At 35.8% G+C, this 16853-nt stretch carries 14 protein-coding genes; 8 read left to right on the forward strand and 6 right to left on the reverse strand.

Translation table 11 applies throughout. The features are described from left to right. Nucleotides 1-133: 133 nt before the first annotated feature. Complete coding sequence (locus LCM23_RS02415; protein WP_224935316.1) at nucleotides 134-856, forward strand: DUF3888 domain-containing protein; 723 nt, start codon at nucleotides 134-136, stop codon at nucleotides 854-856. A gap of 71 nt (nucleotides 857-927) precedes the next feature. Continuing rightward, on the forward strand, nucleotides 928-1497 hold the full coding sequence (locus LCM23_RS02420) for a TetR/AcrR family transcriptional regulator (protein WP_224935320.1): 570 nt from the start codon (nucleotides 928-930) through the stop codon (nucleotides 1495-1497). 85 nt (nucleotides 1498-1582) lie between these two features. On the opposite strand, the gene LCM23_RS02425 is transcribed toward LCM23_RS02420, so the two are convergent. Continuing rightward, the gene (locus LCM23_RS02425; protein ID WP_224935323.1) at nucleotides 1583-2836 is read right to left on the reverse strand and encodes a sensor histidine kinase; all 1254 of its coding nucleotides are present in this window, start codon (nucleotides 2834-2836) and stop codon (nucleotides 1583-1585) included. A 225-nt stretch (nucleotides 2837-3061) separates the two neighbouring features. On the opposite strand from LCM23_RS02425, the gene LCM23_RS02430 reads away from it, so the two are divergent. After that, nucleotides 3062-3667, forward strand: a complete 606-nt coding sequence (locus LCM23_RS02430) for an exonuclease domain-containing protein (protein WP_224935326.1) — start codon at nucleotides 3062-3064, stop codon at nucleotides 3665-3667. Nucleotides 3668-3846: 179 nt separating this feature from the next. On the opposite strand, the gene LCM23_RS02435 is transcribed toward LCM23_RS02430, so the two are convergent. The 3 genes from LCM23_RS02435 to LCM23_RS02445 form a co-directional block, all read right to left on the reverse strand. Continuing rightward, nucleotides 3847-5301, reverse strand: a complete 1455-nt coding sequence (locus tag LCM23_RS02435) for a carbon starvation CstA family protein (RefSeq protein WP_224935328.1) — start codon at nucleotides 5299-5301, stop codon at nucleotides 3847-3849. Nucleotides 5302-5472: 171 nt separating this feature from the next. After that, the gene (locus LCM23_RS02440; RefSeq protein ID WP_224935330.1) at nucleotides 5473-6204 is read right to left on the reverse strand and encodes a LytR/AlgR family response regulator transcription factor; all 732 of its coding nucleotides are present in this window, start codon (nucleotides 6202-6204) and stop codon (nucleotides 5473-5475) included. Continuing rightward, nucleotides 6188-7936 carry a sensor histidine kinase gene (locus tag LCM23_RS02445; protein ID WP_224935333.1) on the reverse strand — a complete coding sequence of 583 codons (1749 nt, stop codon included), beginning with the start codon at nucleotides 7934-7936 and terminating at the stop codon, nucleotides 6188-6190. Before LCM23_RS02445 ends, LCM23_RS02440 begins: the two co-directional genes overlap by 17 nt. A gap of 240 nt (nucleotides 7937-8176) precedes the next feature. On the opposite strand from LCM23_RS02445, the gene LCM23_RS02450 reads away from it, so the two are divergent. From LCM23_RS02450 to LCM23_RS02465, 4 genes are all read left to right on the forward strand, one after another. Continuing rightward, nucleotides 8177-8377 carry a cold-shock protein gene (locus tag LCM23_RS02450; RefSeq protein ID WP_224935336.1) on the forward strand — a complete coding sequence of 67 codons (201 nt, stop codon included), beginning with the start codon at nucleotides 8177-8179 and terminating at the stop codon, nucleotides 8375-8377. Nucleotides 8378-8541: 164 nt separating this feature from the next. Beyond that, the gene (gene map, locus LCM23_RS02455; RefSeq protein WP_224935339.1) at nucleotides 8542-9285 is read left to right on the forward strand and encodes a type I methionyl aminopeptidase; all 744 of its coding nucleotides are present in this window, start codon (nucleotides 8542-8544) and stop codon (nucleotides 9283-9285) included. Between the two features lie 241 nt (nucleotides 9286-9526). Further along, entirely contained in the window at nucleotides 9527-10519 is a 993-nt protein-coding gene (locus LCM23_RS02460) for a zinc-binding dehydrogenase (protein WP_224935341.1), read from the forward strand. Between the two features lie 439 nt (nucleotides 10520-10958). Continuing rightward, on the forward strand, nucleotides 10959-12221 hold the full coding sequence (locus LCM23_RS02465; protein WP_224935345.1) for a S8 family peptidase: 1263 nt from the start codon (nucleotides 10959-10961) through the stop codon (nucleotides 12219-12221). A gap of 48 nt (nucleotides 12222-12269) precedes the next feature. On the opposite strand, the gene LCM23_RS02470 is transcribed toward LCM23_RS02465, so the two are convergent. Beyond that, a complete protein-coding gene (locus tag LCM23_RS02470; protein WP_224935348.1) occupies nucleotides 12270-13490 on the reverse strand; it encodes an MFS transporter in 1221 nt (406 codons plus the stop codon). 240 nt (nucleotides 13491-13730) lie between these two features. Between LCM23_RS02470 and LCM23_RS02475 the strand changes: the two genes are divergently transcribed. Beyond that, a complete protein-coding gene (locus LCM23_RS02475; protein WP_224935351.1) occupies nucleotides 13731-14882 on the forward strand; it encodes a DEAD/DEAH box helicase in 1152 nt (383 codons plus the stop codon). A gap of 389 nt (nucleotides 14883-15271) precedes the next feature. Here the strand turns inward: LCM23_RS02475 and LCM23_RS02480 are convergent, their stop codons facing one another. After that, nucleotides 15272-16795 carry an FAD-dependent oxidoreductase gene (locus LCM23_RS02480; protein ID WP_224935354.1) on the reverse strand — a complete coding sequence of 508 codons (1524 nt, stop codon included), beginning with the start codon at nucleotides 16793-16795 and terminating at the stop codon, nucleotides 15272-15274. Nucleotides 16796-16853 lie beyond the last annotated feature (58 nt).

The raw sequence follows: 16853 nt of genomic DNA on the forward strand, positions 1-16853 counted from the left end.
ATTTTATTTTTAAAAATTTCCCGGAAAATAAGTGGTCGAAGGAGATTAATGTCAAACAGTAAATAGGAAGAAATTACAGCCGTTACTTATACAAATGCGGGAGAGGATAAAAGATAAAGGAGTGTGTTTGCACATGAAGAAAACAGTCATGATTTTATTACTTATTTTCATTCTTTTTCCTAATAGCATATTAGCTAATGAAGATTCTTCCATCGTATCCGAGGCACTTTTAACATCTCTCGCTCCTGTGCTTACCGAAGAAATTTATCAATTTTATGGGTATGAAAAACAATACAATTTGTATGACACGGAGATAAAGAAACTCAAAAGTAATCGAAAAGGGTATCATATTATTGTCAAACTTGAAGTAACTACCTATGAAAAAGAGTATTTACCTCCTTATGGGCAAGATACTCTTGTACTGGACTTAACACCTTTAGGAGCAGAGGTCATTACCTATAAACATAAAGGAGACGCGGAGGAGAAAAAGGTTAATCACTTCTATCGGAAAGCTGCAAAGGACATTGAACATAGCTTCAAAAAAAGATGGCGCAGTTATCGTCAAACACGATTTAACCAGTTTCAATTTCTAGCTAGCAACAATGGTTGGCATGATCGTCTTGGACCAGTAACGCAATTAGTTAAGGATATTAATGAAGAAGCAACATCAAAGTATAAAAATACCATTCAACCACTCATCTATTTTAATCAAGAGGAAATCTTAATTCTCTATAAAAATAAAATAGGAATGAATGAGATGATTACTTTAAAACATTTAGGCGATGGGTGGGTAGTAGATGAAAGAGAACAGAAACAAGGAAAGAAAATGACAGAGCAAATATTATCTTATATGTAGATTAATGATTGTTTCTTACCAACCCTGATGCTAAAATTTAATTACTATTTGATAGGGTTGGGGGTGTACATATGCCATCAAATCATTTCCATGATCAAAACATATCTGCGGATAAAATAGTGGCTGTTGCTAAAGAGCTTTTCACTGATAATGCATTTCAGAATATTACTTTAGAAGATATTGCTGTGAAATTGAGATGCCAAGTAAAGGCGGTGACGGTTCATTTTAATCATATTGATGTTTTATTATATCGAATAATTGAGGAAGACTTTAATGATCTCACGCAGATGTTAGTCACTATTCAATATGGTGATGATAATAAAATAGATAAGCTTAAACAAATCTTAATTACTTTCATGGAATTTGGTATAAACCTTCATCACCGTTACGATGGGTTATTTGCTTTTTATACAAGCAACGATAAGCATTCGATTACAGAAATGGCCCAAAAAACTTATTACCGGTTTGAATATGCTGTTTTACAATTAAAAGATCAACAAACTGAAGAATCACTTATTTATTCTGCCTTCATTGCCCTACATGGTTTTATTCAACACCATAAAGGCTATGTTAAAGACTTTGAAGAAGTTCGATCTTATGCAGAGTCACATGCTTGGTTCGTTCTAAAGGGTTTATCATAAATAAAAGTCAACAAATATTGAAGCACTAAGAGCAGGGGATTTACTAGCTATGCTAGGATTCCCTGCTCTTATTATTAGACTGAAGTTAGGAAGAATGAGGATGGACGGATGGAAAAGTAAAGATGAATACGGTTCCTTCATTAATTTTACTTTGTACTTTTATTGTTCCTTTCATTGCTCTGGCGATGCTAAAAACAACCATCATTCCTAATCCAGTCCCTTTTGCTCCTTTTGTGGAATAATAAGGCTCTCCTAGACGACGAATTTGATCTTCTGTCATACCAAGCCCTGTATCTTGAACTTCGATTCTAATGTGCGTAGAGGAATAATTAGAGCTTATGTATAGTTGGCCACCTCTTGGCATTGATTCTATGGCGTTTTTAATAACATTTAAGAAGCATTGCTGAAATTTTTGTCGATCGCCTTCGATGTCACCTATGATAGAAAAATTAGTTGTTATTTCTACCGAATTTTGATTAGCTATCGGACGTAGTATACTAATGACATGACCTAGTTCTTTCTTTACGTTCATTGTTTCAATTTTGTCTAGTCCAGGTTTAGAAAATGTAAGATAGTTCTGAATGACACGTTCTGCTGATGCCAGTTCATGTTGGACGATTTCTAAGTATTCATTTCTTTTTGAAGGGGAAAGTGTTTGTTCTTTTAATAATTGAACAAATCCTGCAGCAGCTGTGAGTGGATTCCTAATTTCATGTGAAATCGCTGCCCCCATTTGCTCAACGGCTTCTAATTTTTCTGCAATGATAAGCTTTTTCTGCATATCGATTGTTTTGAAGACAAATTCAATAATATATACTGCCATTCCTACACCAAGAGCTGGAATGGTAAGAAGGGCAAACCATAAATCAAGTGAGTTTAATTGTGGTACATATAATTCATATAAAATTAGTGAAACGATACTAGAGATAAAAGTAATAAGAACAGCTAGTATAATTCTTTTATTAGCAGAAATCTGTTTAAATCTTGGGTATAAATATAAAAACAAACATCCTAGCAAAAGATATTCAAACATAGTTACATAGAATCCTAAATTAATTCCGTAAAACCATCTTACAGCAATAACGATAATTATGAGTAAAGGGCCGACACCAACATACAATCCACCTAAAATAACAGGTATAATCCTTAGGTCCATCATTAAACCAGGCTCTGGTTCAAATGAAAAAATATAACAAATACCAATCATCAATGCCAGACTAATAGTTGCCGATGTTTTTGAAAAATGAAAACCAAGATTTTTTTCAGTCCATACAAGCAGAAAAAATAGGATGACAATTAACAGTGATAGATTAAGGAAAAAATGAGTGGTAATGACCATTTTTTCACATCCCTTTTAGTGTATAGGAAAATTTTATATGTTTTCCTTGCATCTGACAATAAAAATGCGGAAAATTAAGAAAAATATAATAGGTGATGCCTACTATTTTCTCAAAACCATAATGAATATGAATCAGATAAAGAATAAAGATTTCCTTTCTTTTTCTCCTAGCAATTTTTATTTTTCTATTATATGCTAAACAAAAAAAGAGAATGGAGGGTTAGTGTGCAAATACATGAGGGGTTAGGGCTTGTTCTTGACGTAGAGACAACGGGCTTGTCGCCAATTAATGATGAAGTAATTGAAATCGCCTTAAAGTTATTTTCATTTGATCAACAGACAGGTGATATTCTTACCATAAAAGACGAACGAAGCTATTTAAGAGAGCCGGAAACCACCAGTGCATTAAGAAATTATAATCAAGCTTATAAAGTTCACGGAATCCCTTTTGAAGAAGTGGTGGGGAAAAGCTTTGATGATCGTGAAATAAAGAAGATGTTCGCCTATGCGGATATCGTACTTGCTCATAATGCATCATTTGATAGAAGCTTTCTCTATCAAATGTACCCTAATGATGTAAATGAACTGAAATGGTATTGTACGATGAGAGGGGTTCCGTGGAAAGAATATGGTTTTTATAACAGTAAATTATTGACCCTTTTAAAAGGACACCAAATCACAAACTATCAAAATCATAGAGCAATGGATGATATTACATATTTACTAGCATTACTGAAAAACAAAAATCCAAATGGAGAATCATATTTAAAGGATGTATTAAGGAAAGGTCCAATGCGTAAGTATCAACCTAAAGTCAAAAAGTATATTTGATTTCCATTAATAGTATCAAATCTATCGTATAAAAAGGTGTTTTCACTGTAAATGATCGTTGTGAAAGCACCTTTTTACTATGAGCCTATGTCCATTTAAATTGTAATAGTATATAACTGATATGACTAACGATAAAGTCTCTGATTGCTAATCAGAGACTCATATAAAGATATGGAACATTAAGCTACACTATTATTCCAATTAGATACGTCTTCTTCCAATGGTATTTTATTAGCTCTTGCTTTCCGTGCAGCAATAAAGAATATTGTAATTAAAACGATAGCGCCTATAGCTCCACCTATCCAAGAAGTAGTCATAGAGAGACCAAAGCCGATTTGTGCATTTAAGATATACGTGATTACCATCACTAACATAAAACTACCTGGGATTAAGGCGATAAAGTAATTCTTTTTAGCAATATACAAGTACATGGCACCGACAAACAATGCGATTACAGCTGTTGATTGGTTTGCCCAGTTGAAGTATCTCCATAACACATTAAAATCGACTTGGGTAAGTACCATGGAAATTGCGAATAACGGTACAGCAATCCATAATCGACTAGAGAACTTAACTTGAGGAAACTTAATATAGTCGGCAATAATCATTCGAGCACTTCTAAATGCTGTATCGCCTGAAGTGATAGGAAGTACGACTACCCCTAAAACAGCTAATGTACCACCGATTGCTCCAAGTAAAGTGGTAGATACTTCACTAACTACTGCGCCAGGACCACCGGCAGCAAGCATTTCATTTAAGCCACCATAACCATTAAATAAGCTCATTGCAGCTGCGGCCCAAATCATGGCAATAATACCTTCAGAAATCATCATTCCATAGAAAATCTTTCTGCCTTGCGTCTCATTTTGAGTCGTTCTAGAGATGATGGGTGTTTGGGTAGCGTGAAATCCAGATAGTGCCCCACAAGAAATGGTAAAGAATAGTAAAGGTAGTAGTGGTGCATTATCAGGGTGGAAATTCTGAAACGAAAGCTCAGGAATAGGTGCTCCTGTCACTAAAAGACCAATTCCTACTCCCAGTGCACTAATGATAAGTAACGCACCAAAATAAGGATACAGACGACCAATGATTTTATCAACAGGCAAAAGTGTTGCTAAAATATAGTAAAGAAAAATAAATCCGATAATAATACCTAGTGCGACTTTTCCGTCCATTAAAAGGTGTAATAAACTAGCAGGAGTAGAAACAAAGACTGTACCTACTAATAATAACAATAGTATTGCAAAAGCATTTACGACATGCTTCATAACTTTTCCTAAAAATTTGCTAGCTAACTCAGGTAAGTGAGCTCCGCGATTTCTTATAGAAATCATACCTGTTAAGTAGTCATGTACAGCACCTGCGAAGATACAACCGATAACGATCCAAACAAACGCGACTGGTCCATATAATGCACCTAAAATTGGACCGAAAATTGGACCTGTACCAGCAATATTAAGTAATTGAATAAGTGAGTTTTTAGGTGTACTCATAGGTAAATAGTCGACATTATCTTTGTGTGTGAATGCAGGTGTTGCTCTAGCTCCTTTCACCCCAAAAACTTTCTCAACATACTTACCATAGGTGAAATACCCAATAACTAATAAGATAATACAAGAAAAAAATGTAATCATAGCATTGCCCCCTTTGTTCATGTATACGTTTTCATTTATTATAAATGACTATGATTCAAGGTTGAGTATTTTGAGCATAACATGTATAAATCCGTGAGTAAGAGGTCCTTATATTAAATTAAGATGCATTTTTTAGTGTAAATAGTCTGATAATTAATTGAGCTCCATGACCTATATTTCTAGTTTTGTTCTTAAATCTTTTACATAATTTCTGCTGACAGAAAGTTTTTCATTTGATCCTTTTAGCTCTAACTGAAATGCCCCATTGAACCAAGGAGAAAGTTTATTAATATATCTTAAATTAACAAAATAGCTTTTATGTATTCTACAGAAAGAATACGTAGATAGTCGATTTTCTAGCTCTTTTAATGATGCTTTTGTCTCGTAAGCATTATCAACAGTTATGATTCGTGAGAATTTATCTTCCTTATAAACATAAATAATATCTTTAGGTTCGATGTAAATAATTTCTCCATTGTCTTCGATTGCTAGCTTTCCAGCTAATTTACTTTGCTTAGGCAGATTTATTGGCTTTAAAAATTTGATGATCCGGCTGACCGTTTCAGAAATTTGCTCTTCATCATATGGTTTTAGTAAGTAATCAATCGCTTCATAGCGAAAAGCTTCTACAGCAAACTGAGGGTAAGCTGTTGCGAATATGATTTTAGGTGGATTTTTGAATTCCATTAAACTTTTAGCTGTTTGCATGCCATCCATTTTGGGCATTTCGATATCAAGAAAAACGATATCTGGCTGTAATTGAATCGTTTGTATGATGGCATCTTCTCCAGAATCAGCTTCGCCAACAATATGAATAGAGTCAAATATTGATAACAAGTGCTTTAATTCTTCCCGGCTGTACGGTTCGTCATCTACAACGAGCACTTTAATCTTTGTCTTCATTTTTTTCCCCCACTGGTATATTAAAAGTTATTTCCGTTCCATTGTTTTCTTCACTATTTATGTGTAATCGGGCGTTCTCCCCAAATGTCATGATTAACCTTCTATTTACATTGTATAATCCAAGACCTGTGCCTATTTTTGATGCGATTGGTTCTTTCCCAATTTGCTTTAATCGATCATGATCAATACCACGGCCATTATCTTTAATAGATATAGCAACTTCATTGTTCATTTGTTTAATTTGTACTTTAATCATACAATTTTTGTTCATTTGCTTAAATGCATGTTTAATTGCATTTTCTACAATTGGCTGTAAGGTGAGCGGTGGAATCTTACTATTAAGAACTTCATTTTCAATATAATAATCGACTTGTATTCTGTTTTCAAATCTCGTTTGTTCTATCATTAAATAGGCTTTCATATGGAGAATATCTTGTTCCAATGTGATACGGTTTGCGGTTGTTGCATTTAAGTTTTGCCTTAGAAATTGAGACAAAGTAATAAGCAGTTTTCTTGCTTTATCGGCATCAATACGGACGAGAGAGACAATGGTATTTAATGTGTTAAAAAGGAAATGGGGACTAATTTGCGCTTGCAAAGCTTTAATTTCTGCTTCTTTAGCCAATTGAAATGCTTTATCTGCTTCGGCTATTTCTAGCTGATTACTTAGTAACACACTTAACCCTGAGATCAACTCAATTTCTAAATTAGTCACTTCTTTCTCAGAGGTGAAATATACCTTTAAAGTACCGATGATTTGCCCGCGTTGCTTAAGGGGAGCAATGACAGCGGCTCCAAGTGGACAATGCTCATTTTGACATTGTATTTCTTCATTACCTACTACTATTAGTTTACCATTATTAATTACTTCTTTTGTGATTTCTGTTTGGATGGGGTGGTCTACTCGGTGATGATCATCACCTGATCCAACATGGGCAAGAATCACATGTTTATTTGTGATTGCTACTGCCTTTGCATGTATCTCTCTTAATAATATGGTACACACCGCCTTAGTGGAGACTTGTGTCATTCCCTTCCTAAGATGTGATAAAGTTTGATCAGCGATTCGTAATGACTTTTGCGCTTGTAGTGCTCCTGCCTTTTCTTCTTCATTCACTACATTTTTAATGATAAGGAGGAATAAGGCTGATCCTACACCGTTTGCAATAATCATTGGAACACCAATTACTTCAACTAAAGAGACGGCCTTTTCAAACGGCCTCGAAAGAAGGAGAATAAGAAGCATTTGAACGGCTTCTGCGGTAGCTCCTATAAAAAAGGCAGAAGATAGCTTTACATGGTCTTTTTTCTTATGAAAATAGCCTGCTATTAGTCCAGATATAATGGTTGCTAATCCACATGAGAAGGCAGTAAAACCACCTAGTGTAAAACGATGGATTCCGGCAATGAGCCCAGCTCCTAAACCAACTTTATAACCACCGAAAAGCCCAGCTAAAACAACACCTATTACGCGTGAGTTAGCAATTGCTTCTTCACTTGTTAAATTAGATGCCCATCTGTTTATATTAAATGTCTCAGCATTTAAAGATAAACCTGTGTATGTACCGATTATTCCGAAAAAACCAAAAAATAAGATCGCTTTTAATTGTAGATCTTTTTTTACATTTTCCTTATAAATCATATCTCGAAAAAATTGGAACCGTGTTAAAATAAAGGCTATGGTAACAATAATACCCAGCCTCTCTAACATAGTAATGAACAATTCAAACATAAGAAAACTCCTTCGTAACATATACATCTATCATACATTAAAAGGGTAAAATATCTAAGTATCATAAAAATTTTCGAAAAATTCCCGCTTTTACCTTTGCATTCTTTTCCACTTTCTGCTATTATGAAAGAAATTATTTTTGTTCGGAATGTAAGTAGGATGCGTTTGTATACGTTTGCTTCATGTATGTTCCACAAGAATAGTCATAATTTATGTGTTATACATAAGGAGGATTTATTCATGGCAGAAGGAAAAGTGAAATGGTTTAATGCAGAAAAAGGTTTTGGTTTCATTGAAACACAAGAAGGACAAGATGTGTTCGTACATTATTCAGCTATCCAAACTGATGGTTTCAAAACGCTTGATGAAGGACAAAGCGTAACATTTGAAGTAGAAGAAGGTCAACGTGGCCCACAAGCTTCTAATGTAGTTAAACTATAATATGCTTGAAATACAAGCCTAATAAAGGGCTTGTATTTTTTTTGGCGAAAACAAGCTGTTGTTTTCTAAAAAATAGTACAATTACAAACTTACTGGAATCCTTTTTTTCTTAATGATAAATAGACTATAATATAAATAGAGACTAAATAAAGGTAGGAATCGTTATGATCGTAAAAACTGAAGAAGATTTAGCGGGTTTAAAGGAAATTGGGAAAATTGTTGCTTCAATTAGGGATGAAATGATTGCTCAAACAAAGCCTGGCGTCACAACAAAAGAACTGGATGAGATAGCTGGAAAAATGTTTGAAGAGCATGGGGCATTATCTGGTCCAAAGGGTGAGTATGACTTTCCAGGATATACTTGTATTAGTGTAAACGAGGAAGTAGCACACGGTATCCCTGGAAATAGAGTCATTAAAGATGGAGATTTAGTTAATATTGACGTATCTGGATCAAAAAATGGTTATTTCGCTGATACAGGTTTATCAATCGTTGTAGGTGATGCGGATGAGAAACTAGAGTCTTTATGTGAAACAGCGCAAAAAGCTTTCGATGAGGGCCTTAAAAAAATAAAACCAGGTGCGAAACTTAATCGTATCGGAAAATCTGTCTACCAAACAGCAAAAAATAATGGTTTTAATGTTATTATGAATTTAACTGGCCATGGAATTGGTCGTTCTTTACATGAAAAGCCAGATCATATTCTTAATTATTTTGATAACTGGGATAATCAATTATTACGTGAAGGGATGGTTATCGCTTTCGAACCCTTTATTTCCACTGGAGATGAAGAAGTTCGTGAACAAAGTGATGGCTGGACTTTCATTACACCTAATAAAAGTTTTGTTGCGCAATGTGAACATACAGTTATCGTGTCTAAGGAAGGCCCGATTATTATTACGAAGTAAATCAAATGAAGAGCGGTAGCGATATCTAGTCGTACCGTTCTTTTTTGTTTTTTAAGAAAGTATGCTATTGAATTTATAGCCTCGGCTGAACAGGAAAAAGGGGTAAGGATTTAATTGTAATCAGAATCTCCCTGTGTATGTTGAAGATGACTGGATGAGATTTGCAATTTCTTAAGGTTTTTCACTTTTCACAACAATAAATTACCCTTATGATAGATATAAAAAAGGAGTGTGGGAACGAATGAAAGCAGTGATACATAAAGGTGAAGCAGGAATGAATGGAACGGGTTATCAGGAAATAAATGATTTTCCTGTTGGTGATAAAGAAGTAAAAGTTCAATTAAAGGCGGCAGGATTAAATCATAGAGATTTATTTATTCTTCATCGACATCAATCAACTGAACCAGCACTTGTATTAGGTTCTGATGGTGCGGGTGTCGTGGTGGAAATTGGTGCAGAGGTGACGGATATTAAAGTCGGAGATGAGGTCGTCATTAATCCAGGATTAGGTTGGGAAAAAAATAGTGACGCACCGCCAGAGGGGTTTGAAATTGTTGGCTTTCCATATCACGGTACTTTTGCCGATCATATTGTTATTCCTGCCATGAATGCTTTCCCTAAACCTCCACATATGTCATGGGAAGAGGCTGGCGTGTTTTCCTTAGCAGGTTTAACTGCTTATCGTGCCCTATTTACAAGAGGGCAAGTAAAGTCTGGGATGAAAGTATTTATCCCTGGCATTGGTGGAGGAGTGGCTACTTCTCTTTTACAATTCGCTGTAGCAGCTGGTGCGGAAGTATACGTTAGTTCTCGCTCAGAAGAAAAGCGAGAAAAAGCTTTATCATTAGGTGCTAAAGAAGCTCTTGATAGTGGGGCAGATTGGCAAGCGCAAATTGGGGGCGAGATGGATCTAGTCATCGAATCAGTTGGAGCAGCAACTTTCAACCAATCCTTAGCTGTTCTTCGTAAAGGAGGCACACTAGTGATTTTCGGTTCATCTACAGGAGACGAGGTGACAGTAAATCTTCGACAATTCTTTTACGCACAGCAAAACATTCTTGGCAGCACAATGGGAAGTGCTGAAGAATACAAAGAAATGCTTACATTTATGAATAATCATAAAATCAAGCCGGTTATGGATCAAGTTTATCAGTTAGCAGATTATCAAAAGGCATTTGCTAGATTAGAACAAGCAAAACAATTAGGGAAAATCGTGTTTCAAATAGGTAAATGAGTAATGAGGGTGAACGAAGAAATGAAAAAACTTCGTTCACTCTTTTCTATTATCCAACATAAAAAAGTGTCGGATATTGTATCCGCTAAAAAAATGAGTGCTTTTCTTAGAGGGAGGTGCTCAAAAAGCACCTTTTCCTTCAAATTCATGGAAAATAATAATGTAATATTACACTTTAATACCTTTCTAGAGACCTAAATTCACTTTTAATTCCGAGTAATAAAAAGGGTAATTATCATGAATATTGATTTTGTGGAAAAAAATACCTGATTTAATGTTGAAAAAAATGTCTGATGGCCTGCTACTTGGAAAATAATATGTCAAATTTACTGTTTTTTACAAATAAATAAATGCTGAATTTTACACATTGTTGTAGTCTGAATTTTTGAAATATAATAACCCCTAAGTAAGACATTAAAATTTGGGGAGGAACAAGTAAATGACGAAAAAGAAAACAGTAGCAGCTGCACTACTTAGTCTTACGTTAGGGATGTCCGTCTTTACATCAGGTATTTCCGCACAAGTTTCAGATGAAGCAAAGGGGAGTGAAACATATCGCGTATTGATACAAGCCCCTAGCAATTCTGTTAATGCATTAGAAACAAAGTATGAAAAACGATGGGACTTTGGTAAAGAAGGTTTCACTGCAGATGTGAATGCTAAGGAGTTACAAACATTACAAGCGACAAAAAATGTCGAAGTACAAAAGGTAAATGAAATGAGTATAGCAACTGTAACAGGAGAAGTGTCCAAAGCAGAAGTAACAGCTGTGCCAAGTTCACAAACACCTTGGGGAATAAAATCAATTTATAATAATCAATCTTTAACAGCAACATCAGGTGGTAATGGTATTAAAGTAGCTGTGCTTGATACAGGAGTTTATACAAATCATATTGATTTAGCAGGATCAGCAGAACAGTGTAAAGACTTTACACAATCAAGCCCACTAGTAAATGGCTCTTGTACTGATCGTCAAGGTCATGGTACACATGTAGCAGGAACTGTTTTAGCACATGGAGGTAGTGATGGACAAGGTGTTTACGGTGTAGCTCCTGATGCGAAGCTATGGGCATATAAAGTGTTAGGTGATAACGGTTCTGGTTATTCAGATGATATTGCTGCAGCGATTAGACATGTAGCAGATCAAGCAACTAGCACAGGCTCTAAAGTAGTTATTAATATGTCTCTTGGGTCTTCTGGTAAAGATTCACTCATCTCAAGTGCAGTAGACTATGCATACAATAAAGGTGTATTAGTTGTTGCTGCGGCAGGAAACAGTGGTTCAGGTAGTAATACAATTGGTTATCCAGGAGCATTGGTCAATGCCGTTGCCGTTGCAGCTTTAGAGAATGTGCAACAAAATGGGACTTATCGCGTAGCGAATTTCTCATCAAGAGGTAACCCATCAACTGATGGAGATTATGTCATCCAAGAGCGTGATATTGAAGTGTCTGCCCCAGGTGCAGCAGTGGAATCCACTTGGTATAATGGCGGTTATAACACAATTAGTGGTACTTCTATGGCTACACCACATGTAGCTGGTTTAGCAGCAAAGATTTGGGCTGCGAATCCTTCATGGAGTAAATCTACTTTAAGAACAGAATTACAAAATCGTGCCAAGGTTTATGATATTAAAGGTGGCGTTGGTGCAACAACAGGCGATGACTATGCATCAGGATTTGGTTACCCTAGAGTAAAATAATTAAAATAGGGGTTGCTATATTGAAGTAGCAACCTCTTTTATATATGATTATGACGTGCTAGAATTCTTTAAATACCTAGGATTTTTCATAACCGAAACGAGAAGAATAACCCCGCTTGCAATGAGTAATAGACTGGTAGTAATAAAAACGGCAGTAAATCCAAAGGCCCCAGCAACCAATCCTCCCATAACAGGTCCGATGACATTTCCTAGAAATCTTAAACTGGTATTATATCCCAATACCTCTCCTTGCATGGCTATAGGTGCAGCCTGTCTAATATAGGCAATACGCACAGGAATAATTCCTCCAATAGTTACCCCGAGTGCAAAACGAATGATAATAAGCTGCCACATTTCAGTGACAAATCCACCTGGAAAATAGACGATACCAGCTAAAAACAATAAGGCCATTAATATTTTAATATAACCATAATTGTCCCCCAGCTTTCCCCAAGTTTTTGACATCATTAAGTTACCTACACCTGCTGCGGAAAAAGCAATACCTGCATATAGAGCTAAATTTTCTGGGCCATGTATTTCGCTGACATAAAGGGACAGAATCGGTTGAATACTAAAATGAGCGACTTGAATCAACATCGATAAGATTAAAACAGTCACAAGGACAGGGTTTGTAAGTATATGTTTTAATACTTCTTTACTCGTATAATTCTGCTTCTCTGATTTCTTCACTTCATTGATTTGAAATTCTTTCGTGAAGATAACGAGAATTGCAGAAACAAAAATGGCTAATGATGTCCAATTGAAAGTAGAAGAAAAACCGACCATGTCAGCTAGTGCACCACCGATTAAAGGTCCTAAAAGTGAGCCTGTTATACTACCTGTTTGTAAGGTGCCAAGCACTTGTCCTGCCATTCTTTTTGGTGTTTGTGTAGAAATAAAAGCTTGTGAAAGGGGAATAAAACCTGTGAAGATACCCATAAATAGCCTTAGATAAAACAAATGCCATACGCTTGTCGCAAAACCTAATAGGAAAATACAAAGGGCCATTCCAGAAGCAGAAATGATTAACACCTTTTTCTTTCCATACAAATCACCAATTCTTCCCCAAATTGGAGCTACAATAAAGGCAGTAACGAATGTAATGGCAAAAATCCAACCCGACCATCTTTGAATATAAGCGTCGGAAAATTGACCAAAGGTTTCAATATATAATGATATAAAGGGCAAGACCATCGTCATACTAGCTGAAACAAAGAAGTTGGCAAACCACATAATTTTTATATTTGTCTTTACTTGTGGATGGATCATGAACGAACACTTCTTTCTCATTTAAACATTTCGTAACACTAAATTTATCATAAACGAACTCAACCAAAATAAAAAGGAAAAGGTTTTTACACGACATTACCTTATAAATAACGAAAGTCGATTTAACATGAGCCATTGTTATTTGAACAGGATACCTTTATATTATGTATTATAAACGTATTTCATCTGTATGAAGTCGTTTTAAACTGTTTATCGTTAAATAAAGGAGTTATATCATCTATGGAAGTTATTGGCGAACTAAAGCCGTTTATTAAAAAAGTATGGGAACAATCGCAATTTAAACAACCAACAAATATACAGCAAGAGGCGATTCCTGTTGTATTAGAGGGAAAAGATCTTATTGCTCAATCCCCAACAGGTACCGGAAAAACGTTAGCGTATTTATTACCTGTTTTAGAAAAGATTCAACCAGAAAGCAAGGATGTGCAGGTAGTTATTCTCGCATCATCTCAAGAGTTAATTATGCAAATCTTAAGTGAAGCACAAAAGTGGGGAAGAGATAGTAATATCCGTAGTGCATCGTTTATCGGTGGTGCGAATGTAAAGCGACAGTTAGAAAAATTAAAACAACGTCCACATATCGTTTTGGGTACCCCAGGTAGAATACTTGAATTGATTAAGCAAAAGAAATTAAAAATGCATGCGGTAAAAACAGTTGTCCTTGATGAAGGTGATCAGCTTCTCATTCCCGAACATCTAGAACATGTGAAAAGTATAATAAAGGCAACTTTAAAGGAAAGACAAGTAGTGCTGTTTTCTGCTACTTTACCTAAAACAATAGAAGTGGAAGCTAAAAGTTGGATGAAATCACCAGAGATTATCACCATTGAAAAAGATGAGACGATTACAGCAGGTGATGTGAAGCATATTTACTTTAACGTGGAACAACGGGAAAAAGTTAAATTATTGGAAAAGCTTTCTCGAATGGATCATTTGAAGGCGCTGGTATTTGTTAAGGATATCCCCAATATCATGATTATGAAAGAAAAGCTAGAGTATAACCATATTCACGTAAATGTACTTCACAGTGATTTAAATAAATTCGAAAGATCTAAAAATTTGAATGGCTTTAGGAAAAAGGATGCTCGCTTACTTTTATCAACAGATGTAGCAGCGAGAGGTTTAGATATTAAGGGAATTACCCATGTCATCCATTTTGACTTACCGCGTGAGAAAACGCAGTATATCCATCGCTCAGGGAGAACAGGACGTTTTGGTGCAGATGGAACAGTGGTATCACTTGTTACCATGAATGAAGAAAGAGATTTAAAGCGCTTTGCTAAAGAATTAAATCTTCAATTAGAAGAGAAAATTATGCACGGTGGAAAAATTGTCAATCCAGAACGTCAATCAAACGAAAAAAGACGCTAAGGAGTAATGGTGTAAGACGCTACAATAAGAAATCATAGAAAATCCGCAACAAGGTTTGATGGTTGCGGATTTTTTACCTTTTTGTTCTATATCGCTATCCTTCAAGATGGAAATGGAAACAACTTCAATCTATCGATGCCGATTTTGATTAATTAAGAATGGACAAAAACATCTATATGTACGGGGATTGAATACCCATACTTCATCCGTTTTATTATGATTTGTACGTAAAGACGACTTACAGGCAGTTCTCTGCTTCTATCCTCTACATTATGTGCGTAAACATACCTTCTCCTATTTTTCCAACCACTTATGTGACATTATTCTATTTGGAAGCCGCTCTAATCGCTTACCAGATAAAACTTAGCTGACCTTTAAGGTCATATGCATTAATCCATCTTTTCCAAAGGTTCAGTTGCTGGACCTTCAATGACCTCGCCATCATATGAAAAACGTGATCCATGACATGGACAATCCCAAGTGCGCTCGCCGGCATTCCATTCTGTCTCACAACCTAGATGAGTACAAGTCGTGTCAACAATATGAAGTTGGCCATCATCATCGCGGTAACAGCCTCGGCGTTTTCCATCCACTTTCACCAGGCCGCCTTCATTATTTGCTAGATCCTCAGGGTGCTTAAATTCTGGCTCGAGTTTCCCTTTAATTAATTGTCCTGCAACATCTGCATTATAAGTGATAAAGTTTTTAATACTAGGGTTCGCATGAAATCTCGATGGGTTAAAAAGTTCCTGATAAGGTGTATGCTGTTCAGTTATCAAATCTTTTAACAAAATTCCGGCAGCTGTACCGTTTGTCATACCCCATTTGCGATAACCAGTAGCCACGAAGATATTATTTTCATCAGATGTGATAGGACCAATATAAGGTATTTTATCTAATGAAGTTAAATCTTGTGCAGACCAGCGAAAGGTGATTGGTTTTTCCCCGAAGACCTCATTAGAGAAAGCCTGTAATGCCTCGTAATGCTGAAAAGTGTTAATGCCTTTTCCTGTTTTATGACCCTCTCCGCCAATAAGAATAAGTTTCTTCCCAGTCTCCTCTGAAGTTGTAGCACGGATCGAACGGACAGGGTTATTGGCACAATAGTACATGTTTCCTTCAAAATCGTCGTCACTTTCGATAGCAATTACATAGGACCGTTCAGGTAAAAGCCTGGAGAAATATAATCCTTTCCATTTTAAAAATGGGCTATGGGATGCCATCACAACATAATTACATAAAATACGATGCCCTTTATTCGTTATGACAACAGGTTGTTTACCTTCCTCGATATCAACGACCGTTGTATGTTCATAAACAGTACCTCCTAAGTCGATGAAACGCTGAAGTAAGCCTTCTAAATATTTAACCGGATGAAATTGTGCTTGATTGTTCATTTCAAGCACACCTGTAGTTGGAATGGAGAATGGGATACTCTCTTTTAATTGCCCTATAATCCCCAATCTTTTATAGGCGTCATATTCAAAAGTTAATTTTTCACTGTATTGATCATTGGTTGCATAGATAAAAGAGCTTTCATTACTAAAATCGCAATTTATATTTGCAGCTTCTTTTTCAATCATTTTTATTGCATCAGCTTGGGCTTCATAATACAGTCTTGCTTGCTCTATGCCGAAATGTTCAATCAACTCGTCATATATTAAACCATGCTGTGCGGTCACTTTTGCCGTTGTATGACCAGTCGTTCCTGCTAACACTTCCCCGGCGTCTAATAAAATCACTTTCAAGCCTTCTTTTGCCAATAAGTAGGCTGAAGTAATCCCTGTTATACCAGAGCCAATGATAACTACATCTGTTTTAGTGTTACCGTCCAATGATTGATATTGGAGTTGTTTTGCTTCCAACCAATACGATTGAGGGTATTTCGGCATCTTATTTTTTTCATTATTCATACAATCACCTCTAAAATATATATCTCCGTTTAATATAGCCTTATGGGTGTTTCTTATA

The organism is Cytobacillus kochii (genome assembly GCF_020171845.1).
Classification (GTDB): domain Bacteria; phylum Bacillota; class Bacilli; order Bacillales; family Cytobacillaceae; genus Cytobacillus; species Cytobacillus kochii.